23 protein-coding genes are annotated in these 21,146 nt (G+C 40.6%); 4 read left to right on the forward strand and 19 right to left on the reverse strand.

Annotated features, from left to right (window positions below; genetic code table 11):
- Nucleotides 1-22 precede the first annotated feature (22 nt).
- From ACZ43M_RS20075 to ACZ43M_RS20160, 18 genes are all read right to left on the reverse strand, one after another.
- On the reverse strand, nt 23-1,582 hold the full coding sequence (locus ACZ43M_RS20075) for a rhomboid family intramembrane serine protease (RefSeq protein ID WP_464504282.1): 1,560 nt from the start codon (nt 1,580-1,582) through the stop codon (nt 23-25).
- Between the two features lie 184 nt (nt 1,583-1,766).
- Nucleotides 1,767-1,961, reverse strand: coding sequence for a hypothetical protein (locus tag ACZ43M_RS20080; RefSeq protein WP_464504283.1), 195 nt, complete (start codon nt 1,959-1,961; stop codon nt 1,767-1,769).
- Between the two features lie 102 nt (nt 1,962-2,063).
- Nucleotides 2,064-3,014 carry an L-lactate dehydrogenase gene (locus ACZ43M_RS20085; protein WP_464504284.1) on the reverse strand — a complete coding sequence of 317 codons (951 nt, stop codon included), beginning with the start codon at nt 3,012-3,014 and terminating at the stop codon, nt 2,064-2,066.
- Nucleotides 3,015-3,038: 24 nt separating this feature from the next.
- Nucleotides 3,039-3,827 (reverse strand): DUF92 domain-containing protein, encoded by a 789-nt coding sequence (locus ACZ43M_RS20090; protein WP_464504285.1) that lies wholly within the window; start codon nt 3,825-3,827, stop codon nt 3,039-3,041.
- Between the two features lies 1 nt (nt 3,828).
- A complete protein-coding gene (locus ACZ43M_RS20095; RefSeq protein WP_464504286.1) occupies nt 3,829-4,392 on the reverse strand; it encodes a 5-formyltetrahydrofolate cyclo-ligase in 564 nt (187 codons plus the stop codon).
- 52 nt (nt 4,393-4,444) lie between these two features.
- A complete protein-coding gene (gene rpmG / locus ACZ43M_RS20100; RefSeq protein ID WP_082692947.1) occupies nt 4,445-4,594 on the reverse strand; it encodes a 50S ribosomal protein L33 in 150 nt (49 codons plus the stop codon).
- 176 nt (nt 4,595-4,770) lie between these two features.
- A complete protein-coding gene (locus ACZ43M_RS20105) occupies nt 4,771-5,403 on the reverse strand; it encodes a hypothetical protein (RefSeq protein ID WP_464504287.1) in 633 nt (210 codons plus the stop codon).
- Nucleotides 5,404-5,434: 31 nt separating this feature from the next.
- On the reverse strand, nt 5,435-6,667 hold the full coding sequence (locus ACZ43M_RS20110) for a glycosyltransferase family 4 protein (protein ID WP_464504288.1): 1,233 nt from the start codon (nt 6,665-6,667) through the stop codon (nt 5,435-5,437).
- Entirely contained in the window at nt 6,660-7,163 is a 504-nt protein-coding gene (locus tag ACZ43M_RS20115; RefSeq protein ID WP_464504289.1) for a DUF4912 domain-containing protein, read from the reverse strand. Before ACZ43M_RS20115 ends, ACZ43M_RS20110 begins: the two co-directional genes overlap by 8 nt.
- Before the next feature lie 169 nt (nt 7,164-7,332).
- Entirely contained in the window at nt 7,333-7,992 is a 660-nt protein-coding gene (phoU, locus tag ACZ43M_RS20120; RefSeq protein ID WP_464504290.1) for a phosphate signaling complex protein PhoU, read from the reverse strand.
- A gap of 13 nt (nt 7,993-8,005) precedes the next feature.
- Nucleotides 8,006-8,779 (reverse strand): phosphate ABC transporter ATP-binding protein PstB, encoded by a 774-nt coding sequence (gene pstB, locus ACZ43M_RS20125; protein WP_464504291.1) that lies wholly within the window; start codon nt 8,777-8,779, stop codon nt 8,006-8,008.
- Nucleotides 8,780-8,792: 13 nt separating this feature from the next.
- Complete coding sequence (gene pstB / locus ACZ43M_RS20130) at nt 8,793-9,614, reverse strand: phosphate ABC transporter ATP-binding protein PstB (RefSeq protein ID WP_464504292.1); 822 nt, start codon at nt 9,612-9,614, stop codon at nt 8,793-8,795.
- A 16-nt stretch (nt 9,615-9,630) separates the two neighbouring features.
- Entirely contained in the window at nt 9,631-10,518 is an 888-nt protein-coding gene (pstA, locus tag ACZ43M_RS20135; protein WP_464504293.1) for a phosphate ABC transporter permease PstA, read from the reverse strand.
- Complete coding sequence (pstC, locus tag ACZ43M_RS20140; protein WP_464504294.1) at nt 10,515-11,438, reverse strand: phosphate ABC transporter permease subunit PstC; 924 nt, start codon at nt 11,436-11,438, stop codon at nt 10,515-10,517. Before pstC ends, pstA begins: the two co-directional genes overlap by 4 nt.
- Nucleotides 11,439-11,526: 88 nt before the next feature.
- Entirely contained in the window at nt 11,527-12,435 is a 909-nt protein-coding gene (locus ACZ43M_RS20145; RefSeq protein WP_464504295.1) for a phosphate ABC transporter substrate-binding protein, read from the reverse strand.
- Between the two features lie 170 nt (nt 12,436-12,605).
- Nucleotides 12,606-14,741, reverse strand: a complete 2,136-nt coding sequence (locus ACZ43M_RS20150; protein ID WP_464504296.1) for a peptidoglycan D,D-transpeptidase FtsI family protein — start codon at nt 14,739-14,741, stop codon at nt 12,606-12,608.
- A gap of 134 nt (nt 14,742-14,875) precedes the next feature.
- The gene (locus ACZ43M_RS20155) at nt 14,876-16,093 is read right to left on the reverse strand and encodes an MFS transporter (RefSeq protein WP_464504297.1); all 1,218 of its coding nucleotides are present in this window, start codon (nt 16,091-16,093) and stop codon (nt 14,876-14,878) included.
- 340 nt (nt 16,094-16,433) lie between these two features.
- A complete protein-coding gene (locus ACZ43M_RS20160) occupies nt 16,434-17,042 on the reverse strand; it encodes a superoxide dismutase (RefSeq protein WP_464504298.1) in 609 nt (202 codons plus the stop codon).
- A gap of 352 nt (nt 17,043-17,394) precedes the next feature.
- Here ACZ43M_RS20160 and ACZ43M_RS20165 point away from each other — a divergent pair, with 352 nt between their 5' ends.
- The 4 genes from ACZ43M_RS20165 (at nt 17,395) to ispG (ending at nt 20,653) form a co-directional block, all read left to right on the forward strand.
- Entirely contained in the window at nt 17,395-18,090 is a 696-nt protein-coding gene (locus ACZ43M_RS20165; protein ID WP_464504299.1) for a Crp/Fnr family transcriptional regulator, read from the forward strand.
- A 139-nt stretch (nt 18,091-18,229) separates the two neighbouring features.
- Nucleotides 18,230-19,003, forward strand: coding sequence for a DUF1189 domain-containing protein (locus ACZ43M_RS20170; protein ID WP_464504300.1), 774 nt, complete (start codon nt 18,230-18,232; stop codon nt 19,001-19,003).
- 94 nt (nt 19,004-19,097) lie between these two features.
- On the forward strand, nt 19,098-19,436 hold the full coding sequence (locus tag ACZ43M_RS20175; RefSeq protein WP_464504302.1) for a hypothetical protein: 339 nt from the start codon (nt 19,098-19,100) through the stop codon (nt 19,434-19,436).
- A 116-nt stretch (nt 19,437-19,552) separates the two neighbouring features.
- Nucleotides 19,553-20,653 carry a flavodoxin-dependent (E)-4-hydroxy-3-methylbut-2-enyl-diphosphate synthase gene (ispG, locus tag ACZ43M_RS20180; RefSeq protein ID WP_464508074.1) on the forward strand — a complete coding sequence of 367 codons (1,101 nt, stop codon included), beginning with the start codon at nt 19,553-19,555 and terminating at the stop codon, nt 20,651-20,653.
- 45 nt (nt 20,654-20,698) lie between these two features.
- On the opposite strand, the gene ACZ43M_RS20185 is transcribed toward ispG, so the two are convergent.
- Nucleotides 20,699-21,064, reverse strand: coding sequence for a hypothetical protein (locus ACZ43M_RS20185; RefSeq protein WP_464508075.1), 366 nt, complete (start codon nt 21,062-21,064; stop codon nt 20,699-20,701).
- Nucleotides 21,065-21,146: the final 82 nt, after the last annotated feature.

Consider the following 21,146-nt stretch of genomic DNA (forward strand, 5'->3'; position numbering starts at 1 on the left):
TTTCATTGATGAGCGTGAAAGTCTATTCCCCACTTGAGGACTTCAGATATTGTTCAATTTCCTGTACCAGATTGGAGTATTGCTTTTCCTTTGGTTTTAATTCTGCAGCCTTTTCAGCGTTCTCTTTCGCTTTTTGTAAATCATTTTCTTCCAAATAGATTAATGCAAGATTAAAATAGGCTTCAGGAAAATCCGGTTCAAGGTCAATGGCTTGCTGCAGGTGATTCTTCGCATCAGAAAGAAGCCCCTTTTTAATCTCTACATAAGATAACAAAAAATAGGTTCGCTCAGATTGTTCTGGCCCCTGATTCACATATTGCTTAAGCGTATCATATGCACCATCATAATTTTCTTGTTTAATATAGTCTTGAGCTAAAACCAATGTTGAATTTTCATCTTGTGTACTTATAGAGTTGCTGAAACCATAGGTTAATGAACCCCAGACAAGGATTGCCGAAGCAGCCAGGAAAATGAATTGAAACAATGGCTTTGCTTTCTTCGGAAAATGGACAAGCCCAGCAGCAAGAAAGCCCCCTGCGAGTCCCCCCAAGTGGCCAGCATTATCAATTCCTGCCATTGAAAATCCAAACACAAGGTTCAAAACCAGAACAGCAATCAAATTCATCCCCATTGTTCGCATAAATAATTTGGGGTAAGTAACCCCAAAGTACAACAGCGCTCCAAAGCAGCCGAAAATAGCCCCACTTGCCCCCGCAGATAAGCTGGGACTAAATAGGAAACTGGCCACGACACCAGTAAACCCTGCAAACAAATAAATCACCAGAAATCTAAATCTGCCGTAAATTCGTTCGACTTCTACTCCCAAATAATATAAAGAAAGTGTATTCATCGCCAAGTGCAAAAATCCGATGTGAATAAACACAGGAGTGATGAATCGCCACCATTCTCCTTGATCAATCAATTGATTAACCTTTGCACCATATTTAATTAGATTTGAAGTATCGGTACTTCCACCGTTCAATTCCATCCAGAAAAAAACGGCACATTGGATCAATATAAATATGTAGGTAAAAAATGGCTTGCTATTACGCAGAATCTCTTTTTCGGCCTGTGCTTTTTTTAAGGTATGTTCTATAGCCGCTTTTTTTACCAATTCTACCTCTTCGGCAGTATATTCTTCGGCAATAGAAACATTAATGTCTGATTGCAGCACTTCTGAAATCCTTTGAAGACCATCTTTTACTTGGTCCTTGGTCAATAGAATTGTTTTTACAGTTGTTTTATTTCCATCAGGATTGATAAAGGGATGAGAGATTCGAAACTCATAGTCGTCAACTGGGGGATACTCACTAATATAAATGTTTGTTACCTGCAACTCGCTTCTTCCCAGTTGTTTACGAATACCTTCCCCATTAACAGCAGAGAATTCTATATCTCGCTGCATCGCATTACTCCAATCAAAGTTTTCAAGCTGCAGCCTAAAGACCGGGGCATGCTTATTTTCGAATTTCTCAAGCCATAGTTCTTTTTGATTTTCAAATAACTTGATCAGCCTGTAGCCATGTTCAGAAATCAATGAATAAGCCAGCTGCCAGAAGATATAATTTTCTCTATTATTCATTTCTCCCCTACTTTCTAATAAAGGTAATGACCTCTTACTGCATTTTCGGATAAGATGATTTAGTGTTTTCCCGTTTCTATTATTATAAACGATTTAAGCGAGTGAACATGAATGAAACAAACCGAGAAATTGAGATTTAACCATTTAGACAAAAATGTGGCCGTAAAAAAACCATCTGTGGTTTTCACCTTACAGATGGTCCTCCAAATACGGTTTGCATCAACTTTTGCTTTACGCCAGGCATACTCATGACCGAACTGACCGCAATCCGCCGCAGCCACCCCGATGCAAACAATAGATTCATTAAACGATACCGATAGCGAAAAGCAAAATAACCAATCGAGCCAATCATCAGAATCGATGTTAACATACGAGACATTTTTATCCCTCCTGACCATATTTTGTGATGATCCTTAATGTTTTATCCTACTCAAAAAACAAAAGGTTGAACTCAAAAATGAATTCAACCCTTTATCTGCAGTTACTTCTTAAATACAGAATCCTGTGTGTTTTTTAGCACATTAACAGAATGCGCGAAATTCTCTTTCTCCTGCTCACTTAAATCAAGCTCGATGATTTTCATGACCCCGTTACGATTTACAATGGCCGGCACTCCAATATAGATATTATCATGGCCATATTCGCCATTTAAACAAGCAGAAATGGTCAAAACTGAGTTTTCATTTTCCAACAATGCCTTGGTTAACCGGACCAACCCCATGGCAATTCCATAATAGGTGGCACCTTTACGTTCAATAATATGGTATGCTGCATCTCGTACGTTTAAAAAGATTTTATTTAGGTCACCTCGACTGTACCCAGCCATATTTTTTGTCCACTCGGCGATTGGCGTACCGGCAATATTAGCATTGCTCCATACTGGAAGTTCAGTATCGCCGTGCTCACCAATTATGTAAGCATGAACATTTCGGGTATCGACTTTGAAGTAATCCCCAAGCAAGAAGCGGAACCGCGCCGTATCCAAAATTGTCCCAGACCCGATAACCCGCTCTTTCGGAAAACCGGAAAATTTCCATACTGCATAGGTGAGGATATCTACAGGGTTAGTCGCAACCACAAAAATTCCATCAAAGCCACTGGCCAAGATTTCCTCAACTATTCCCTTGAAAATTTTTGTGTTTTTTTCCACCAGGTCAAGTCTTGTTTCCCCCGGTTTTTGATTCGCACCGGCTGTAATCACGACTATATCCGCTTTACCACATTCGGAATAGTCCCCATACCAAATTTTTGTATAAGAAGGTGCAAACGGAAGCCCATGATTTAAATCCATCGCATCCCCTTCAGCCTTTTGCTTATTTAAATCGATAAGGACTAGTTCCTCCGTTATGCCTTGATTTAGTAAGGCAAAGGCATAACTCGATCCGACAAAACCAGTGCCAATCACTGCAACCCTATTAACGCGATTTAACAATTGTATTCCTCCCAATTCTAAAACTTAAGAAAACCAGTGATAAACCCCCATCGCCAGTAATGCTGCCAACAAGCCTGATATGAAATTAACCATATCATTATCCATTAAGGCAATGCCTTTTATTCGGCGTGTTGGCTGACCGCAGTGTTCTCTTTTTTCCGTCTCAATCCTACACTGCCGGCAAATATAAACTTGCTGATAATATGCGCCGGTTAAAGTATCAATCACATTCCCAAGAAAACCTAAGATAAACACCAGCAAACAAACAACAAGCTCTAGGCTAAATAACCATAAACTACCGAGAGCAATAATCAGTGACCCTAAAAGTGCTGCGGAACTACCCAGCGGACTGACTGCTCCAGAGGTTCCCTTGTCCACTCGCTGGAAGGTACGGATATAAATCGGATCCCTTTTGCTTAAGCTGCCAATCTCGGAAGCCCATGTGTCCGAATTGGCACTCGCAAGCGCAACAAGGAATCCAACTAACAAGATGCTATCTTGATGAAGGAAATAAAGGATACTAAAAAAAGCCGCTGTTCCGCCATTGGCAAAAACCTGGCGCCAGTCCCGAGTTGCCCCTTTGGCCAATTTTTCCTCCACTGACCTTTTCGCTGCACTTTTATAGTTTGACCACAAACTTGAAGTTGCAAAGAATATGACTAAAAGAAATAACCCTTTCGCTCCAAAGCCTGCATATACAGCAAGCCCAACTACGAAAGCTGCGACCGCACCCGAGGTTGTCAGCGATTTTACCCGATAACCGGTAATGCCTGTAATGAGGATGACAGCAATGATAAGGACTGCCTCCATCATATTAGTGAATAACCTCTCTAACAGTTATAATTTTTGATACTGGAATATCAAACTCTTCGATAGGAAACTGCCGGATGATTTGTTCACTAAAAGCAAGTGAAACTGTATTGCCATTGAAATTTGCCAAAAAGCGATCGTAGTAGCCGCCGCCAAAACCCAGCCGAAACCCATCCCGAGTGAAGGCCAAACCAGGAACGATAAGAAGGTCTATCTCTTCCGGATTAATTTCTGCAGTCTCTTCTATAATTGGCTCCAACAATCCAAAATAAACAGATTCCAGTTGAGAAAAATCAGTTAATGTTCGAAATGATAAGTTTTTATTCTCTGGGCTGCACTTTGGCACGACAACACACTTTCCCTCTTGCCATGCTTTCGTAATAATAGGGTATGTATCGACTTCCGGTTTCCTGGAGATGGTAATACCAATTATTTTCGATTCCATCCACTCTTCCTGTTGGTAAAGGTTTTGGGCAATTTTATTTGAATAATCCTCATAAGTTTGTTTAGAAAGCCCAGAAAGCAATTCTTTCATGCGCTTACGGATTGTTTTTTTATCGTCCATCAATTAAACCTCCCCAAAATTTTGCAACAAAAAAAGCAACAGGAAGCCCTGCTGCTTATTTTGTTTCGCGGTGTACAGTTGTACGCTTTTCTCTTGGGCAATATTTCTTAAGCTCAAGACGATCTGGGTTGTTACGTTTATTTTTGTTTGAAATATAGTTACGGTCTCCACACTCAGTGCAAGCTAACGTAATATTTACACGCATGTTTATTTCCCTCCAAACAATTAAGCTGTTCGTTCATACGACTTTTCTATAATATCATTTTTCATTAGGAAATGCTAGTGTGTTTTTAAAGAAAAGCGGAAGCGCCTTGTCCAGGGGCGACAGGCATAAGACGAGCCGGCGAGAAGGCTGCTCTTTAGCCTGCTTGACGGATTGGCTTATGACCCCGAGCCCCTAGGCGCTGTAGCTAGCCAATTTAAAAGTCCTTGTTCCATGGAGATTAATTCATTTTTACTAGTTCCCGTAATGGACCAAACCTTCATTTTTATTGTTTCCTTTGGAGGGATTGTCATGCTGATAGCAAAAATACTGGCGGCAGGTCCTTTAACCATTGGCTGGTATTTTAAGGTGCCTTTGTGGATTGAACTCCAGATTTGATCGGTATACGCACTCCATAATGGGATAGTTGTATATTCCTTCAATCCCTTTTCTTTGTAAGCAGCATTTACAAGAAAGGTCTGCTCCCCAGCATGATGAAAAATCATATTATCTGTTGGTGAAATAAATGTTAAGCTATCTTGATTGAGATGTGAAAAGTGGTGCATGACTAATACTTTCAATTCTTTCTTAACATGGCCGTGATTACCTACAAAAATAGTAGAAAAGCGTATTTTAGAGTGAACCTGTTCCTGCTTTACATGAATTGTCATCGACTCATCATAAATAACCTTCTCGGTACTATTTTGCAGCCAGAAATATTTACCATTAACCCAGACACCAGGAACAAATTGAAGCTGATCCATTGTATTTGGAAGGATATTTTTATTTTGAGTTTTGGTGAAATTCATCATTTTTACACCCCCCTATTGAAGATTTTTTATCTTAGGATTCGTTAACTTGCATATCAATGACAGTATCCTTCATGACTCTGGCCGTTTCCGAAGCAATTCGATTCCAGCCGTACAAACTTTTGGCAATCTCCCTGCCTTTTAAGCCAATTTCTTTGGCAAGTATAGGGTTCTCTACAAGCAATTGAATTTGCTCCAGCATACTTTCAGGGTCCCCCGGGTTCATCAAAAGCCCGGTTTGCAGATGCTTTACAATTCCTTTCATTCCACCCGTATTCGAAACAATTGTTGGTTTGGCCAAAACAAGAGATTCCAGTACAACAATGCCGAACGGTTCATATAAGCTTGGGATTACTGATAATTCACTGCCAGCAATAAGGGCATTTCTTTGTTCCTCCGAAATATATCCAACAAAAGCAATATGATCTGTTAACTTTCTTCCCTTGATCTGCCTTCGATAAATATCGAGCATTGGCCCTTTACCAGCAATTACAAAAAAGTAATCCCATCCCTTTTCCTTAGCAATCCCTGCAGCCTCAATAATCGTTTCAAAACCTTTTTCTTTGACAATTCTTCCTACTGATACAATGTATCTCCGATTTTGAAGTTCCGGAAATTGCTCTCCTGCATCCAGAGTATTGCCGGGTGCATCAACCCCGTTAGGGATTGTTGCTATTGAGTCAGCCTCAACATCAAAAACAGTTGAAAGATGTTTCCTCATATAATCGCTGCATACAATAATTTGATCAGAGGCGCCAATCAATTGCTGCTCTTTTGAATGTATAAACTTCTGGATTTCCGTATAAACTCCATTATTTCTTCCATGCTCCGTCGCATGAATCGTCGTCAACAGCGGGATGGATAATAGTTCCTTAATAGCAATAGCGACAACACCTACTAGCCAGTCATGGGCGTGTATCAAATGGAAACGGGTTTCTTCCGCCAATTTTTCTGCCTTGAACGCCATTGCAAGATTGAGGCCGCCAATCCACGATAGAAAACTTGGATCCTGATCATTGATTGGAATAACACGATGTACCTTAACCCCATTTATTAGTTCAAAGTCCTGAAGCTCGTTGTTCCCTGCTGTTATAACATGAACATCACAACCCATTTTAGCCAAGTGCACAGATAAGCTATAGACATGTCTTGAAAGTCCACCAACGACATTTGGGGGATACTCCCAACAGAGCATCAAAATTTTCAGACCAGAACATTGTGCCAAATTTGGGTTTAAGACAACCTCAGGAACAGACGGTTTAGGCATTTTTCTCCTCCATGACTTTTGATTCCTCATAATAACTATAGGTACTAACATGATTTACCCATTTTGGCGGGCTCTCTTCGTGACGTTTCAATTGTAATAAATCCTGACGGAATGCATGACCATCCAGGATACCCGCTGAAGGCGTTCTAATGCAGTTTGATCGGAACACAGGGAAGAATCCTGTTTCCGGCAAATGTACACCTAATTCCGCCACATAGCTCCGATTTGCTATTAATCCTTTAACAAACCAATGGCCATGTTGATAAGGTACAGAAAGCTCATAATAATGATGGGCATTACTCCCGTTAAAAAGGACATCCGTCACATCAAATATCCTTACAACAGAAACCAGATTATCAAAAGGAGTACTAAAAAATAATCTAACAATCGTTTTTGGTAATTGGGAGGAATCCCAAAAGAGTAACATTTTTTCAGGAGTCACAAGTTTTATTTTAAGTTCACCCTTTTGAGGAGTGAATAATTCCGGCTTAGTCATAGCTTCCTCCAATCCACAACCTATCAATATATGTTAAGAGAAACAGATTATTCCTTTTACCTGCTTATTTATCGTAACATTAGAATGTTGGACAGACAATAAACGCAATTTGTCGTATTTTGCCTAAAAAAAAGAAGATGAAGCATACAGCCTCATCTTGAAGGAGCAATTATTTATTTAAATTTTTATGTTCACCGGTGACTAGAAAAACAATATTTTCCGCGATATTTGTGGAGTGGTCGGCAATTCTTTCAATAAAGCGGCAAACGAATGACAACTGAATAATTTGATTAGTTGAATTTGGGTTATTTGGGATATAGCTCATTAATTCCTGAATGAGTTCCCCAAACAATCGGTCGACCTCATCATCCTTTTGAGCGCATTTTTTGGCAATCGAAATATCCTCTGTATAAAAAGCCGTCAGCGCATCCGCCACCATTTCCAAAGCCATTTCCATCATCTTTGGTATATCTACCAGCTCTTTAATCGGTTTCTCATTTCCAATATGAACAACAGATTTTGCAATATTTACCGCCATGTCCCCCATTCGCTCAACTTCTGACGACACCCTTAAGGCCACATTTATTTTTCGTAAATCCTTTGCTACAGGAGATTCTGTAGCAATCAGCATCAACGCTTTTTCATTGATTTCAAGCTCTAGTTCATCAATCTCATTGTCACCAGCTATTACCTGTTTCGCTAGTTCGATATCCTGATTAAGCAGGGCCTGCATCGAATCCTTAATTCTCATTTCTGCTATTCCGGCCATTTCCAGCTGCATTTGTTTTAATTGTTTTAAGTTGTTATCAAAATTAGTCCTCGTATTCATGCTCTTCACTCCATTATCCGAATCTGCCGGTAATATAGTCTTCAGTACGTGAATCCTTTGGCATTGAGAAAATCCGGGTAGTTAAATCTACTTCAATTAACTCACCCATAAGAAAGAAAGCTGTTTTGTCCGAGACTCGTGCCGCCTGCTGCATGTTATGAGTAACAATGACAATCGTATACTTTTCTTTTAATTCGAGGATTAATTCTTCAATCTTCAAGGTAGAAATCGGGTCCAGTGCCGAGGTTGGTTCATCCATTAATAGCACATCCGGCTTGGTTGCAAGGGCTCTGGCAATACACAAGCGCTGCTGCTGTCCTCCTGAGAGACCCAATGCCGGGGCATGCAGGCGGTCTTTCACTTCATCCCATAGTGCTACATCCATCAACGCCTTTGTAACAATTTCATCCAAATGGGTTTTTTTCTTAGTTCCGTGAATTCTCGGACCAAAGGCAACATTATCGTAAATAGATTGTGGAAATGGATTTCCCTTTTGGAATACCATCCCGACATGCTTTCGCAGTTCTACTAGGTCTGTATTTGAATTTAAAATATTTTGACCGTCAAAATTTACTTCCCCGGTTATTTTTACAGTCGGGATCATTTTATTCATTAGATTAAGCGTCTTTAGAAATGTGGATTTCCCGCAACCTGAAGGTCCAATCATGGCGGTAACTTCTTTCTTTTGAATTGGGATATCAATATTTTTCAATGCATGATGATCACCGTACCAAAGGTTCAGGTCTTTCACATCAAAAATGTCTCTCGTTAAAATTTGAATGGCCAAAGTTCTCCCCCCCTTATCCGAACCGTCCGGAAATGTATTCTTCTGTTTTCTTTACTAAAGGATTGGTAAAAAGTTTCTCCGTTTTGTCGTATTCAATTAAATCTCCGTTCAAGAAGAAGGCCGTTTTGTCAGATATTCGGGATGCCTGCTGCATATTATGAGTAACAATGATAATCGAGTAATCCTTTTTTAATTGGACAATTAAGTCTTCCACTTTGGCATTGGAAATCGGATCAAGTGCTGATGACGGCTCATCCAGCAGGATTACAGTCGGTTTCATGGCAATCGTTCTGGCGATACAAAGGCGCTGCTGCTGTCCCCCCGACAGTGACAAGGCCGATTTGTGAAGCCTATCCTTCACCTCATCCCACAAAGCCGCTTTGCGCAAACTTTCTTCGACAATTTCATCCAGCTTGCTTTTTTTTCTGGTTCCGGCAAACTTTAAGCCATGTGTAATATTTTCATAAATGGACTTTGGAAACGGGTTTGGCTTTTGAAATACCATGCCAATTTCTTTCCTTAACGCCACAACATTGATATCATCAGATAAAATATTCAAATCTTCATAGATAATTTCACCTGCTGCTCTTGCACCGGGAATTAAATCATTCATTCGGTTAATACTGCGGAGAAATGTTGACTTTCCACAACCAGACGGACCGATTAGCGCGGTCACAGAATTTTCCTCAATGTCCAGGGAAATTCCGTTTACTGCCCGTTTTTCCCCATAAAAAATCTCTAAATCTTTAACTGTGATAATATATTTACTCTCGAACACACCAGTTGGTTTAATAGTTGACTCCAAGTTCGGTCTCTCCTTTACCGCTGTTACCATTTAAGGATCCCACCTTTTATTTAGTCGCTGATACCCGTTTATGGATCAAACTTCCAATCCATCGGGCCATTAAATTAAAAATCAACACTGAAAAGACAAGAACGGCTGAAGAACCGCTGGCAACTTCATCTACATCGGGAATCAACCCTTGTGTATTGACAGACCATATATGAACCGCCAATGTCTCGGCAGGGCGGAAAATATTCAGTGGTGACTGCTCTGAAAAAGGATTCCAGTTTGTATAATCTAGTCTTGGTGTCGATAAGCCTGCAGTAAATAAGAGTGCCGCAGCTTCACCAAATACCCGGCCCGCAGCAAGAATGGCTCCTGTTAAAATAGAAGGGAATGCTGCCGGCAAAATAATCGTTATGATCGTATGCCAATGGGTAACACCTAAAGCAAGACTTGCTTCCTTTAAATCGCGAGGAACAGCCCTGATGGCGTCCTCAGTCGTACGTACCATCGTTGGAAGATTGAATATCGTCAGGGCTAATGCGCCGCCCAAAATGGTATAACCCCAGCCAGTTGTGTTTACAAAAATCAGTAATCCGAACATACCAATGACAATGGAAGGCAAAGAAGACAATACTTCGATACAGGTTCTAATTAAGTCTGTTACCTTACCGGGCTTCGCGTATTCAGCCATATAAATCCCGCCGCCTATGCCGATTGGAACGGTTATCAGCATCGTGATAAACAAAATGTAAAACGAGTTAAATAGTTGATCGCGAATGCCTCCCCCCGCTCGTACATTACTAGATGGGGATGTTAGAAAGTCAAACGAAATATATTTAAATCCATTTATGAAAATATAGAAAAATAATCCGGCTAGAATGGTAACAATGATAATAGCGATTGCGATAAAAACACCCGTCGCAATCCTGTCTGCACTTTTACTATTCATCGTAATTTCCTCCTTGATGACAGATAACGAATGAGGAGAATAAAGGCAAAGGACATGATTAACAGTATCAGACCCATTGACCAAAGCGTGTTATTCTCTACACTGCCATATGTGGTATGGCCCATATTTAATGTAATAATGGTCGTTAATGTCGCGGATGCCTCCAAGATACTTGAGGGCAAGCCTCTCACGTTTCCGATAACCATCTGAACGGCCAACGCCTCACCAAAAGCCCTTGCCATCCCGAGAATGATTGCAGTCAAAAGTGAAGGCATCGCTGCTGGAATGAGCACTTTTCGTATCGTTTGCCATCTTGTCGCCCCCAAGGCGTAGGACCCTTCACGAAGATGGTTCGGAAGCGAACTCATAGCATCCGTTGCAATTGTCGTGATGGTTGGCAAAATCATGATGGAAAGGACAATGGTCCCTGCCAGCAGGCTAAAACCCAAACCGCCGACATGATCTCTTATAAGCGGAACCAAAACCGATAAACCAATAAATCCATATACGACTGATGGAATTCCGACTAACAATTCGACCACCGGCTGGAGGATTTTCCTCCCCCATGACGGTGCAATCTCTGTCATGAAGATAGCTCCGCCAATTCCTAGTGGCGCCGCAACAAGTGCGGCGAGAAAGGTGACGGCAAAGGAACCGAAAATAAACGGAAGAACTCCATATGCAGGATTTGTTTTATCTGTTGGATTCCATTTTGTGCTGGTTAAAAACTCGATGATATTGATTCCATTTTTAGTAAATGATTGCAATCCCTTTGTTCCTAAGAAAAGAGTAATGGAAATAGTAGCCGATATCATGATAATTGCACATAAAATAACGATCATTTTCCCACGGAATTCGCCATTCAATCCACTCTTTTTTGACTTAAGTAATCTGTCTTTTGCAGGAAGAAGTTTCTCCATAATAAACCAAACTCCTCTAAATACGTCGTAATAGGGGTAAAGCAGCTGCATTTACCCCTTTTGTTAAAGCCATACTAAGATGCTTGTATTAGATGTCTTTCTGATTTCCTTCAAAATCACGTTCTACTTTCATTTTTGTTACAGGCAGATACCCTTGCTCTATTAGTAAGGTAGTTTGAATTTCATCTGACATTAAATAATCCAAGAACGCTTTTGCCAATCCTTCTGCTTCACCTTTTGTATAAGAATGCTGATAAGCCCAAACCGGGAATTTACCTGATTGCACATTTTCCTCAGTCGGCTTTACACCATCAATTGCAAGAGCTGTTATAGAATCATCAGTAAAGTAAGAGAATGCAAGGTATCCAATCGCGCCATTAGTTTCGCTGATAATCTTTTTAACTGTATTTGAAGAGTCCTCTGTGATACCTTCTGCAGGTGTAGCCCCATCAAGTGCAAACTGATTGAAAATCGCACGAGTACCTGAAGAGTCTGGACGGTTTACAAGTACAATCTTTTGATCTTTACCGCCAAGTTCTTTCCAGTTTGTGATTTCTCCGGTAAATACTTTAATTAAGTCTTCTTTCTTAATATCTTTAATTCCAGCTTTCGGATTAACTGCAGCTGTCATCCCAACTACAGCAACCTTGTGATCGACCAATTCATCAGCTGGTATTCCTTCTTTTTCTTCAGCAAAAACATCGGAGTTACCAATTTGTACAGATCCTTCAGAAACTTGTGATAAACCTGTCCCAGAACCGCCTGCATTTACTTGGATATCAACCTTTGGATTTTCAGCCATGAATTCTTCTGCAGCAGCCGCAATTAAAGGCTGCATGGCTGATGAACCGGAAATGACCAATGAACCCGATAATTCCCCCGAATTTTTATCGTTATTTCCAGTGTCACCGGCATTATCAGCACTTCCACACGCTGCCGTGAACATCATTATTCCTGCTGTCAGAATTGATAGGCTTACTTTTTTCAAAGTTTTCATTATGTTTTTTCCCCCTATGATTTAGACTGTACGTGTTTTCCTTACAAGTACAAGAATATCGAATGTCTGTAAACGGGGTTTTAATGAAATGTAAAGCTTATGTAAATCAATGTATGAGTTTTGTAAATTCATCAAAAAAACCTGCCTCGAATCGAGACAGGTTTTGATCTTTATTGTCCAGTTTGCTGTGTAGATGGATCGACCACATTTTCTATACTCTGATCTGTTCCTGCAGCATCTTGACGAGAATTCTTTAAATTAAAATAGGCATCCATTACCCTGCGGCCGATTAAATGGTTAATACTTGGACCGCTGTGCCCTTCATAGGCCCATGGGACAACAACTGCCATGGCCACCTCGGGATTATCATATGGTGCAAAGGTAACAAGACTTAAATTTGTTACTGGAGTCATTCGTTTTGATTTGTCAGAGCCGTCATAAAAAGCCTGGGCAGTCCCAGTTTTTCCCGCTGGATTATAGTCGGCGCTCTTCCAATGGCCGACACCGGTTCCGTCGCCAACTTGCATAACCATGCGGAATCCTTCCTGAACCCGCTTAACCCAATCTTCTTTCATATCGATGCGATTTAACACTTTAGGCTCCAGTTCTTTAATAATTGGTCCTACTTCATTATTTTCCATTACCGGATCACGAATTTCTTTTACAATATGCGGCTGAATCCGATAACCGCCATTGGCAATCGTTGAAACGTACTGCGCAAGCTGAAGCGGTGTATATGTGTCATACTGACCAATTGCAAGGTCAAGCAGTAAACCTGGTGTTTTTTCTGAACCTGGGAATCCGGTCATTTCATTTGGCAAATCAATTCCCGTTCGAACACCCAGACCAAATTGACTGAAGTATCTTCTCATCGTATTAAATGCCGTATAATCAAGAGGCAGCGGTTTATTTGGAACATAATGTCCGCCAGCCATCGCGATTGCTGTTTTAAACATATAAACGTTCGATGAAACCTGGAGCGCCCTCAAATCATTAATCGAGCCGAACGTCTTCCAAGAGGATTTTTCCTTCGTGCTTGCGATACGCAATGGTTCATCCAAAAGGACGGTTCCCGGACTAATCGCTCCGGTTTGATATCCCGTCAAGATCGTAGCGCCTTTGACCGATGACCCAACTGCATATGAAGATGTAAAGGTTCCTTGGGCATAGTCACGCATTTCAGGTTTGCCGGTTTCTTTATCTTTGACAATTTGTCTTCCCGCCAGTGAAAGCACTTCACCTGTTTTTGGATTCATGACGACCACGAAGGCACGGTCCATTAGAGCTGAACTTGCATATTTCTGCTTGGCAGCCCACATTTCTTCTTCTATAATTTGTTCCACCTGTTTTTGCAAGTCCATATCAACCGTTAACACTAAGTCCTTGCCCCGTTTACCCTCAGAGATTACTTCGGTAGATAATACTTTCCCTGATTTATCGGTGATATTTTTTACTTTTGCCTTCTCTCCATGTAAAACATCTTCATATTTCAGTTCAAGATAGCTCTTTCCAACCCGGTCATTGCGGCTGTAATCCTTGGCAAGATACTTTTCCAATTGGTCCTTAGGAAGACCAGACTCAGAGGAAGACACATCCCCGAGGATGGATTTCAGTGTATTGCCTGATACATATAATCGGTCCCAATCCGTTGTTGTATCCACACCTGGGAGGCTCTCCAGATTTTCACTCACAGCTGCAAATTCACCTGGTGTTACATCTTTGTTTTTGACGATTTGCGGTGTTAAAGCATAACCACTATTAAATTTCCGATAAATCGCCAGTGTTTCCAGGTCTTCACCTTGGATACTGTTGATTTCCTCATCTGTAACCCGTTTTAGCTGCAATTTGTAAATATCTTTGTCTTCCAATTTCTTTTGCTTATATTGAGCCCATTCTTTTTCTGTAATTTTTTCTTTTGCCTGTTTAGGATGTTTAATAATCCAGAAATCTTTTTTATCACGTACTGGAATTTTTTCTGTATCCATATTAATTATTTTTGCTAGTTTTTCCGCAGTTTCAAGCATTGCTTCTTGGCTTGTATCTTGAGATTTCGTATAAGTAATCGCATTTAACGGAGTGTTGTCAACAATAATGTTCCCCTTGGTGTCAAATATTTTTCCACGTGGGACAGGGTTACTAACGGTAATATCCTCGGTCCGTTCGATTTCCCGCTTAAAATCTTCCCCGAATACAATTTGCAGTTCACCTAGTCGTAGGACTAAAATTGAAAAAAGCATAAACACAATGAAAAACAATACATTCAAGCGAAATGGAACCTGAGATTTTTTCTTTTTCTTTTTATTCAAGGGCGAAGTGCACCTCCTCTTCCTTTAACCTTTTCTATTTTAAAGGATTGTCCGTTTTTTTTCTATGAGGAACACTTACCAATTTAGACAAATTAGCGAAACAAAAAAATGCGATGAGTAAAATCCTCATCGCATTAGGTTGCAGGCAACTGAACCCTTTTTATAAATAAATAAATCAACGAATGGCCGGCACCCAAAAATAATAATAAAATCGGAATGCTTTTTTCTTCATTAAACAGGGTAACTGCTCCAAGGAAGGCCAGAATGGAAACAATTCGGCCGATATTGAGGAATATTTCTCGAACCACGATATACTCGATTCTCATTTCCGCTGCCTTCCAGCCAATGCCAATTACGTCATAAGTGGTCGAAATATAAGGTACAAGCAACACTGGGTAGGCAATCGCAATCATGGCTGCGTAAATTAGCAATTTGGCATAATTCACTTCCCATACGATCACCAATACAGCTGCATAAAGAATCAAGCCACCAATTAAAATTGCTTTTTTTCGATAATCTTTTTTGATCAGTCTAGAGGCCAAGTAATACGCCACAAAGGATATCCCGGAATTAAGCAAACCGAAGGTTCCGAGAGCCAGTTCACTCCCTGTTGAAATATAAACAAACACCGAGATGACAAATAAAAACGTCCCTTCTCTAAGACCCTGAAAAAAGTGGGCATTGGTTACGAGACGCCAGTTTTCATTTTGTTTTCTTTCTTGAATTATGCGTTTAAAACAGTATTTGCCTTGTGCAGGTCTAGGTTTCAAGGAGAAGCTTAAGATTACTGCCAAAGCAAATAAGGATAGTGACAAGCCAAACACAATCGTATAGCCAGTGAACTTTTCAAATCTGGTTATAATGATTCCGGCCGCGATAGGCCCAATCATCCCCCCAAGAGAGGATAATGTCCCCAAAAAACCATTAAAAAAGTCTCTCGTCTCTGGTTCAGTAATTTCAAAGGTCAGTACGTTGTAGGCAAGCCAATAAAAACCATAGCCCACTCCAAGGAGACCTCCTAATACCAATAAATAGGTGGAGGCTTTTGAACCTGTAATTAAGACAGCCAAATAAAAACAGGCTAGAAAAATCACACCAATCCGAAGCACAATGACACGGTCAATTTTCTTTGCCCAGCGGCCGGCCAGAATAAAGGTTAAAGGCTGCAACACGACAATGGACAGATTATAAAGCGCTAAATCAGAGTATTTCCCGGTTTGCTTCCATAAGTAAATGTTTACAAACGTATTTGATAACGCAACGCTTAGTGAATACAGGCCGCCAATAATTAAAAGCAGTGACAAATCCCTTGTTAACTCGACATCACCTAGTAATTTTAATTTTTTTGCCATTAAAAACTCCCCTTTTTCTTAAAGGGTAGTCTTTAACAAGCTGCTTGTTCTTATGCATTAAAAAGCGGAAGCGCCTTCGGAACAAGCACAGCTTGTTCCTGCGAAGCATATTCTCTAAGTAGCTTCCCTTAGTGGTCAGCCCCGACAAGCTTAAGACGTACCCCGCAGGACGGGCCTGCCCTCCGGAGGGGGACGGCTTAAGACCTCGAGCTGCTCAAAACTATCGCTTCTCGCAAGATACGCAAGGAAGCATATTCAGGGTGAAAACTGGCTAGGCGCTGGAGCTGGATTATAAAAAAAGACAGCTTATTAGGCTGTCTTTTTTAATACTAATTTTCAATTATTTCGCAGCGCTGTAACGCTTTGCTACTTCGTCCCAGTTAACAACATTCCAGAATGCGCCGATATAGTCAGGGCGTTTGTTTTGATATTTTAAGTAATAAGCATGCTCCCAAACATCAAGGCCAAGGATTGGTGTCTTGCCTTCCATTAATGGAGAGTCCTGGTTTGGAGTACTGCTTACTTCCAATTCACCATTGTTGACTGATAGCCAAGCCCAGCCAGAACCAAAGCGAGTAGTAGCCGCTTTCGCGAACTCTTCTTTGAAAGCTTCTAAGCTTCCAAATTTATTGTTGATTGCGTCTGCCAACTCACCAGTTGGTGCGCCGCCGCCATTTGGAGAAAGAATCGTCCAGAAAAGAGAGTGGTTTGCGTGACCACCGCCATTGTTGCGAACAGCTGTACGAGCTGATTCCGGTACGGCGTCAAGGTTTGAGATTACTTCTTCAACGGATTTAGAAAGCAACTCTTCATTTCCTGCTAAAGCATTGTTTAAATTAGTCACGTATGTGTTGTGGTGTCTTGTGTGGTGAATATTCATTGTTTCCTTATCAATATGTGGTTCAAGTGCATCTTCTGCGTAAGGCAGATTTGGTAATTCAAATGCCATGGAAAATTCCTCCTATGTAAAGATAATTTTTTTGCTTTAGGCATTCCTAATATCACAGTAGACTTTTAGAATATTCTAAAGCTTTTAGTTAAGATTACCAAATAAGTGTTATCGTTTCAAATAATATGCTCGATTCCACCATATATAAAATACCCTTTTTCCTATCGTTTATACCCATTTATAGGTCATTTGTCATAATTCGAAAAATTGTCATGATTCCCTTAGCTCGCATTCTGTCAACGATTTTTGTCATAGCAGCAATTTCTGCCTTCCAATTTATGTAAACACTATATTGACATGCAGTTTATAATTCTTTTTAATCAAATTATGAGGGATAAAAGGAGTGGCTGGCATGCAAAAAACAGTGAATTCAATTAACAGCCTTTTGTATCATTTTTTTAATAAAACTGAACCGGTACAGAAGTTGAAGGCTGGTTCTGTTCTGTTTCAAGAGAAAGACCCTGCCCAATATGTTTATATCCTGTTAAGTGGAAGTATTGCCCTCGGACGCGTCCATTTACGAGGGAAAGATTTTATTTTGAAAGTATTAAATAATCGTGAACTAATTGTGGAATATCCGTTATTTAAGAGTAACCCAAGATATCAATTTTACGCAAAGACATTAAGTGATTGCGAGTTGCTATTTATTAAGCGGGAAGAGTTCGAAAACTTTATCCTGACTGATCCGGAGGCAATGACCGCCCTTGCAGCCTGGTTGTCGACCAGCTATTTAAAGGCACAAATGAAATGCCAGGATTTGATCATGAACGGAAAAAAAGGCGGTCTATACTCAATTCTGATCAGGCTGTGCAATTCCTATGGAATTGTAACATCAGATGGCATTCTAATTGATTTGCCGCTGACACATCAGGAGCTGGCTAATTTAACTTATGGAACTCGAGAAGTCATTCAACGAGCCTTAAAGGAATTGCGGGATCAAGATATTATCGCCTATGATAACCAAAAGATTACGATAAAAGATATCCACTACCTCAAACGTGAAGTCGATTGCCAGAATTGCGCCTACGAAATCTGTGGAATTAACTAGAAGAGCGATGCCTATGCTGACACAGCCTTCCTTGTGAAGCTAGACAATAACAAAGACCGCCCTATTGTGGCGGTCTTTCTTGTGTATCTCCCTTACAACCGCTACAATAGAATGGTGAATCTATGTGAAGGTGGTCATTATGAATATTTTTAAACAATTTGTAAAAAGTATATATTCCCCAAAGGATATTGCCCTGTTTCGGTTTCAGGGGATTGGGAAAACGATTCTCTATGTATTTTTCCTGACACTTATTTCTGTCCTCCCTTCCATCATTTTTTTCGGTACAGCCCTATCGTCAGGATTAGAATCTGCCAAAACCTTTATCGAAGAGGAAACACCGGACTTTGCAATTAAAAATGGACAGCTTACAGCCGATACTAAGGTTCCTGTGACACTCGATAAAGAAGACTTTACATTTATCCTCGATCCGACTGGAGCTATCTCCCGTGATGAAGTGGCTGATGAGGGGGATGCATTCGCCCTATTAAAGGATGAATTTGTTATCGCAGCAGGCGGACAAAGTGAGTCTTACGCATATTCCATGATGCAGGGGCTAGATTTGTCAAAGAACAACCTGCTTGATTTCCTTCATAACATAAGCAGTTCAAAAGGAATTATCATTTCTATTATTTCTATTTTCATTTATTTGTTTTCAAGTGCAGCCAGTTTTATAGAGGTATCGATTGTGGCTTTACTTGGTCTGGCATTAAAGAACATTTTAGGCAGAAGATTAAATTACGGCCAACTCTGGAGAATGGCAGCTTATAGTGAAACATTGCCAACCCTTTTCTTTACAATCATGACCGCACTAAAAACAACTGTACCAAACAGTTCTTTGATTAACTGGTCTGTTGTTTTGATTGTATTACTGTTGGCCATCAATGAAATCCCCAAACCGAAAAAAAGCAGCTAAACGGCACCCATTTGTGGTGCTTTTTCTTTTTTTTGTTCTATTATTGATTGGACAAGCATACGAATTAGTAATTTTCTATTTGGAGGCTTGTCCGATGAAAAAACTATTTTGGTTACTCCTATCCATTTTAATTATATATGTCGTTTATTTTGATTTAACAGTTGGCACTCTTCCATCCACTTCTAATGCACAGGTTGAAGTAAATAATAATACAGAACCTAATACTCCGTCACCTAAAACTGATATTCCTTCCTTTACAGAAAAGGTAAAACCAGGGGAAACCGTCATTTCCATTGTCGAACATCAGTTGGGAAAGTCGCTGCCTGTGTCCATTTCCGTTTTAATTAAGGATTTTCAAACTTTAAATCCTGGGAAAAGTCCAGAAAAAATCCAAATAGGGTCTACATATCATTTTCCCGATTACTCAAACTAATAGGTAGGAATCCTTATCCTTGTCAAAAATAGCGGCTGGAGATACAATTGTAATGAATTGTATTTTTAAAATTTATTATTCAATCCAGCTGAAGGAGCGAATTACACGTGAGTGAAATTATACATCGCACCAAAACCCGACCAATAAAAGTAGGGAACTTGACAATTGGCGGTAATAACGAAATTATTATCCAAAGCATGACGACAACCAAGACTCATGACGTTGAGGCAACGGTTGCTGAAATAAAGCGGCTAGAAGAAGCAGGCTGTCAAATTGTCCGCGTCGCATGCCCTGACGAAAGAGCGGCCAATGCCATTCCGGAAATTAAAAAGCGCATCAATATTCCACTGGTCGTAGACATTCATTTTGATTATAAATTGGCCCTCAAAGCAATTGAAGGCGGAGCAGACAAAATCAGAATTAATCCAGGGAATATTGGCAGGAAAGAAAAGGTTGAAGCGGTTGTAAAGGCAGCCAAAGAAAAAGGGATTCCAATTCGTATTGGGGTAAATGCCGGTTCGCTTGAAAAGAGAATCCTTGATAAATATGGCTATCCTACCGCAGATGGTATGGTTGAGAGTGCCCTGCATCATATTAAAATACTGGAGGATTTGGATTTTCACGACATTATCGTATCGATGAAAGCCTCCGATGTGAATCTGGCAATTGAAGCCTACGAAAAAGCGGCCCAAGCATTTGATTATCCGTTACACTTGGGTATTACCGAGTCTGGAACCCTTTTCTCGGGAACTGTAAAAAGCGCGGCAGGATTAGGTGCCATTATCAGCAAAGGAATTGGAAACACTCTAAGGGTTTCTCTTAGTGCTGATCCTGTTGAGGAAGTAAAAGTGGCCCGTGAGTTATTAAAGGTGTTCGGCCTTTCATCCAATGCTGCAACATTAATTTCCTGCCCAACCTGCGGCCGTATTGAAATTGATTTAATTAGCATTGCGAATGAAGTTGAAGAGTACATCCAACATATTAAAGCGCCAATCAAAGTTTCCGTATTGGGCTGTGCTGTAAACGGCCCTGGAGAAGCGCGTGAGGCGGATATTGGAATTGCCGGTGCCCGCGGCGAAGGTTTGTTATTTAGAAAGGGCCAAATCGTCCGCAAAGTACCAGAGGCAGAAATGGTCGAAGAACTGAAGAAGGAAATCGACAAAGTTGCTGAAGAATACTTCCAGAAAAAAGCGGAAGAAGAGAAATTAACCAGATAATATGAAAGAAACCCGGCAGAAACCGGGTTTCTTTTTTGCTCCTATTTAAAAAAACGGAAGAATGAAGATACCGATGATAATCGATACCGCTCCAATTCCAATTGCCCAAGCACCAAGTCCTTCTGAGCCTCTGCGTCTTGCGACAAATCCAAGCACAATACCCGCTGCGCCAAACAGGATTGGCAAAACAAATAAGGACAAAATGGATAGGACGAGTGCCAGTGTACCTAGACCCGCTCCTCCCATTGCTTGAGCCTGTCCATTATCCCTCTGATTGCCTTGCTCACGGTTTCTTACTAATGGGACAGGTGCTGCAATCTCAGCAGCGGTCTCTTCCCGATGATGCGAACGAATTGGAACCGATGCTCCCCGCTTTGTATTCGGTTCGTCCTTTTTGAGCGAAACCACCATTGGAAGGTTAGAACCGAATTCCGAAGCTGTTTCTTCCTTATACCTGGAGGATTGAGTTGTTACAGGTGTAGCGATTTCCGAA

Source organism: Neobacillus sp. B24 (assembly GCF_055381825.1).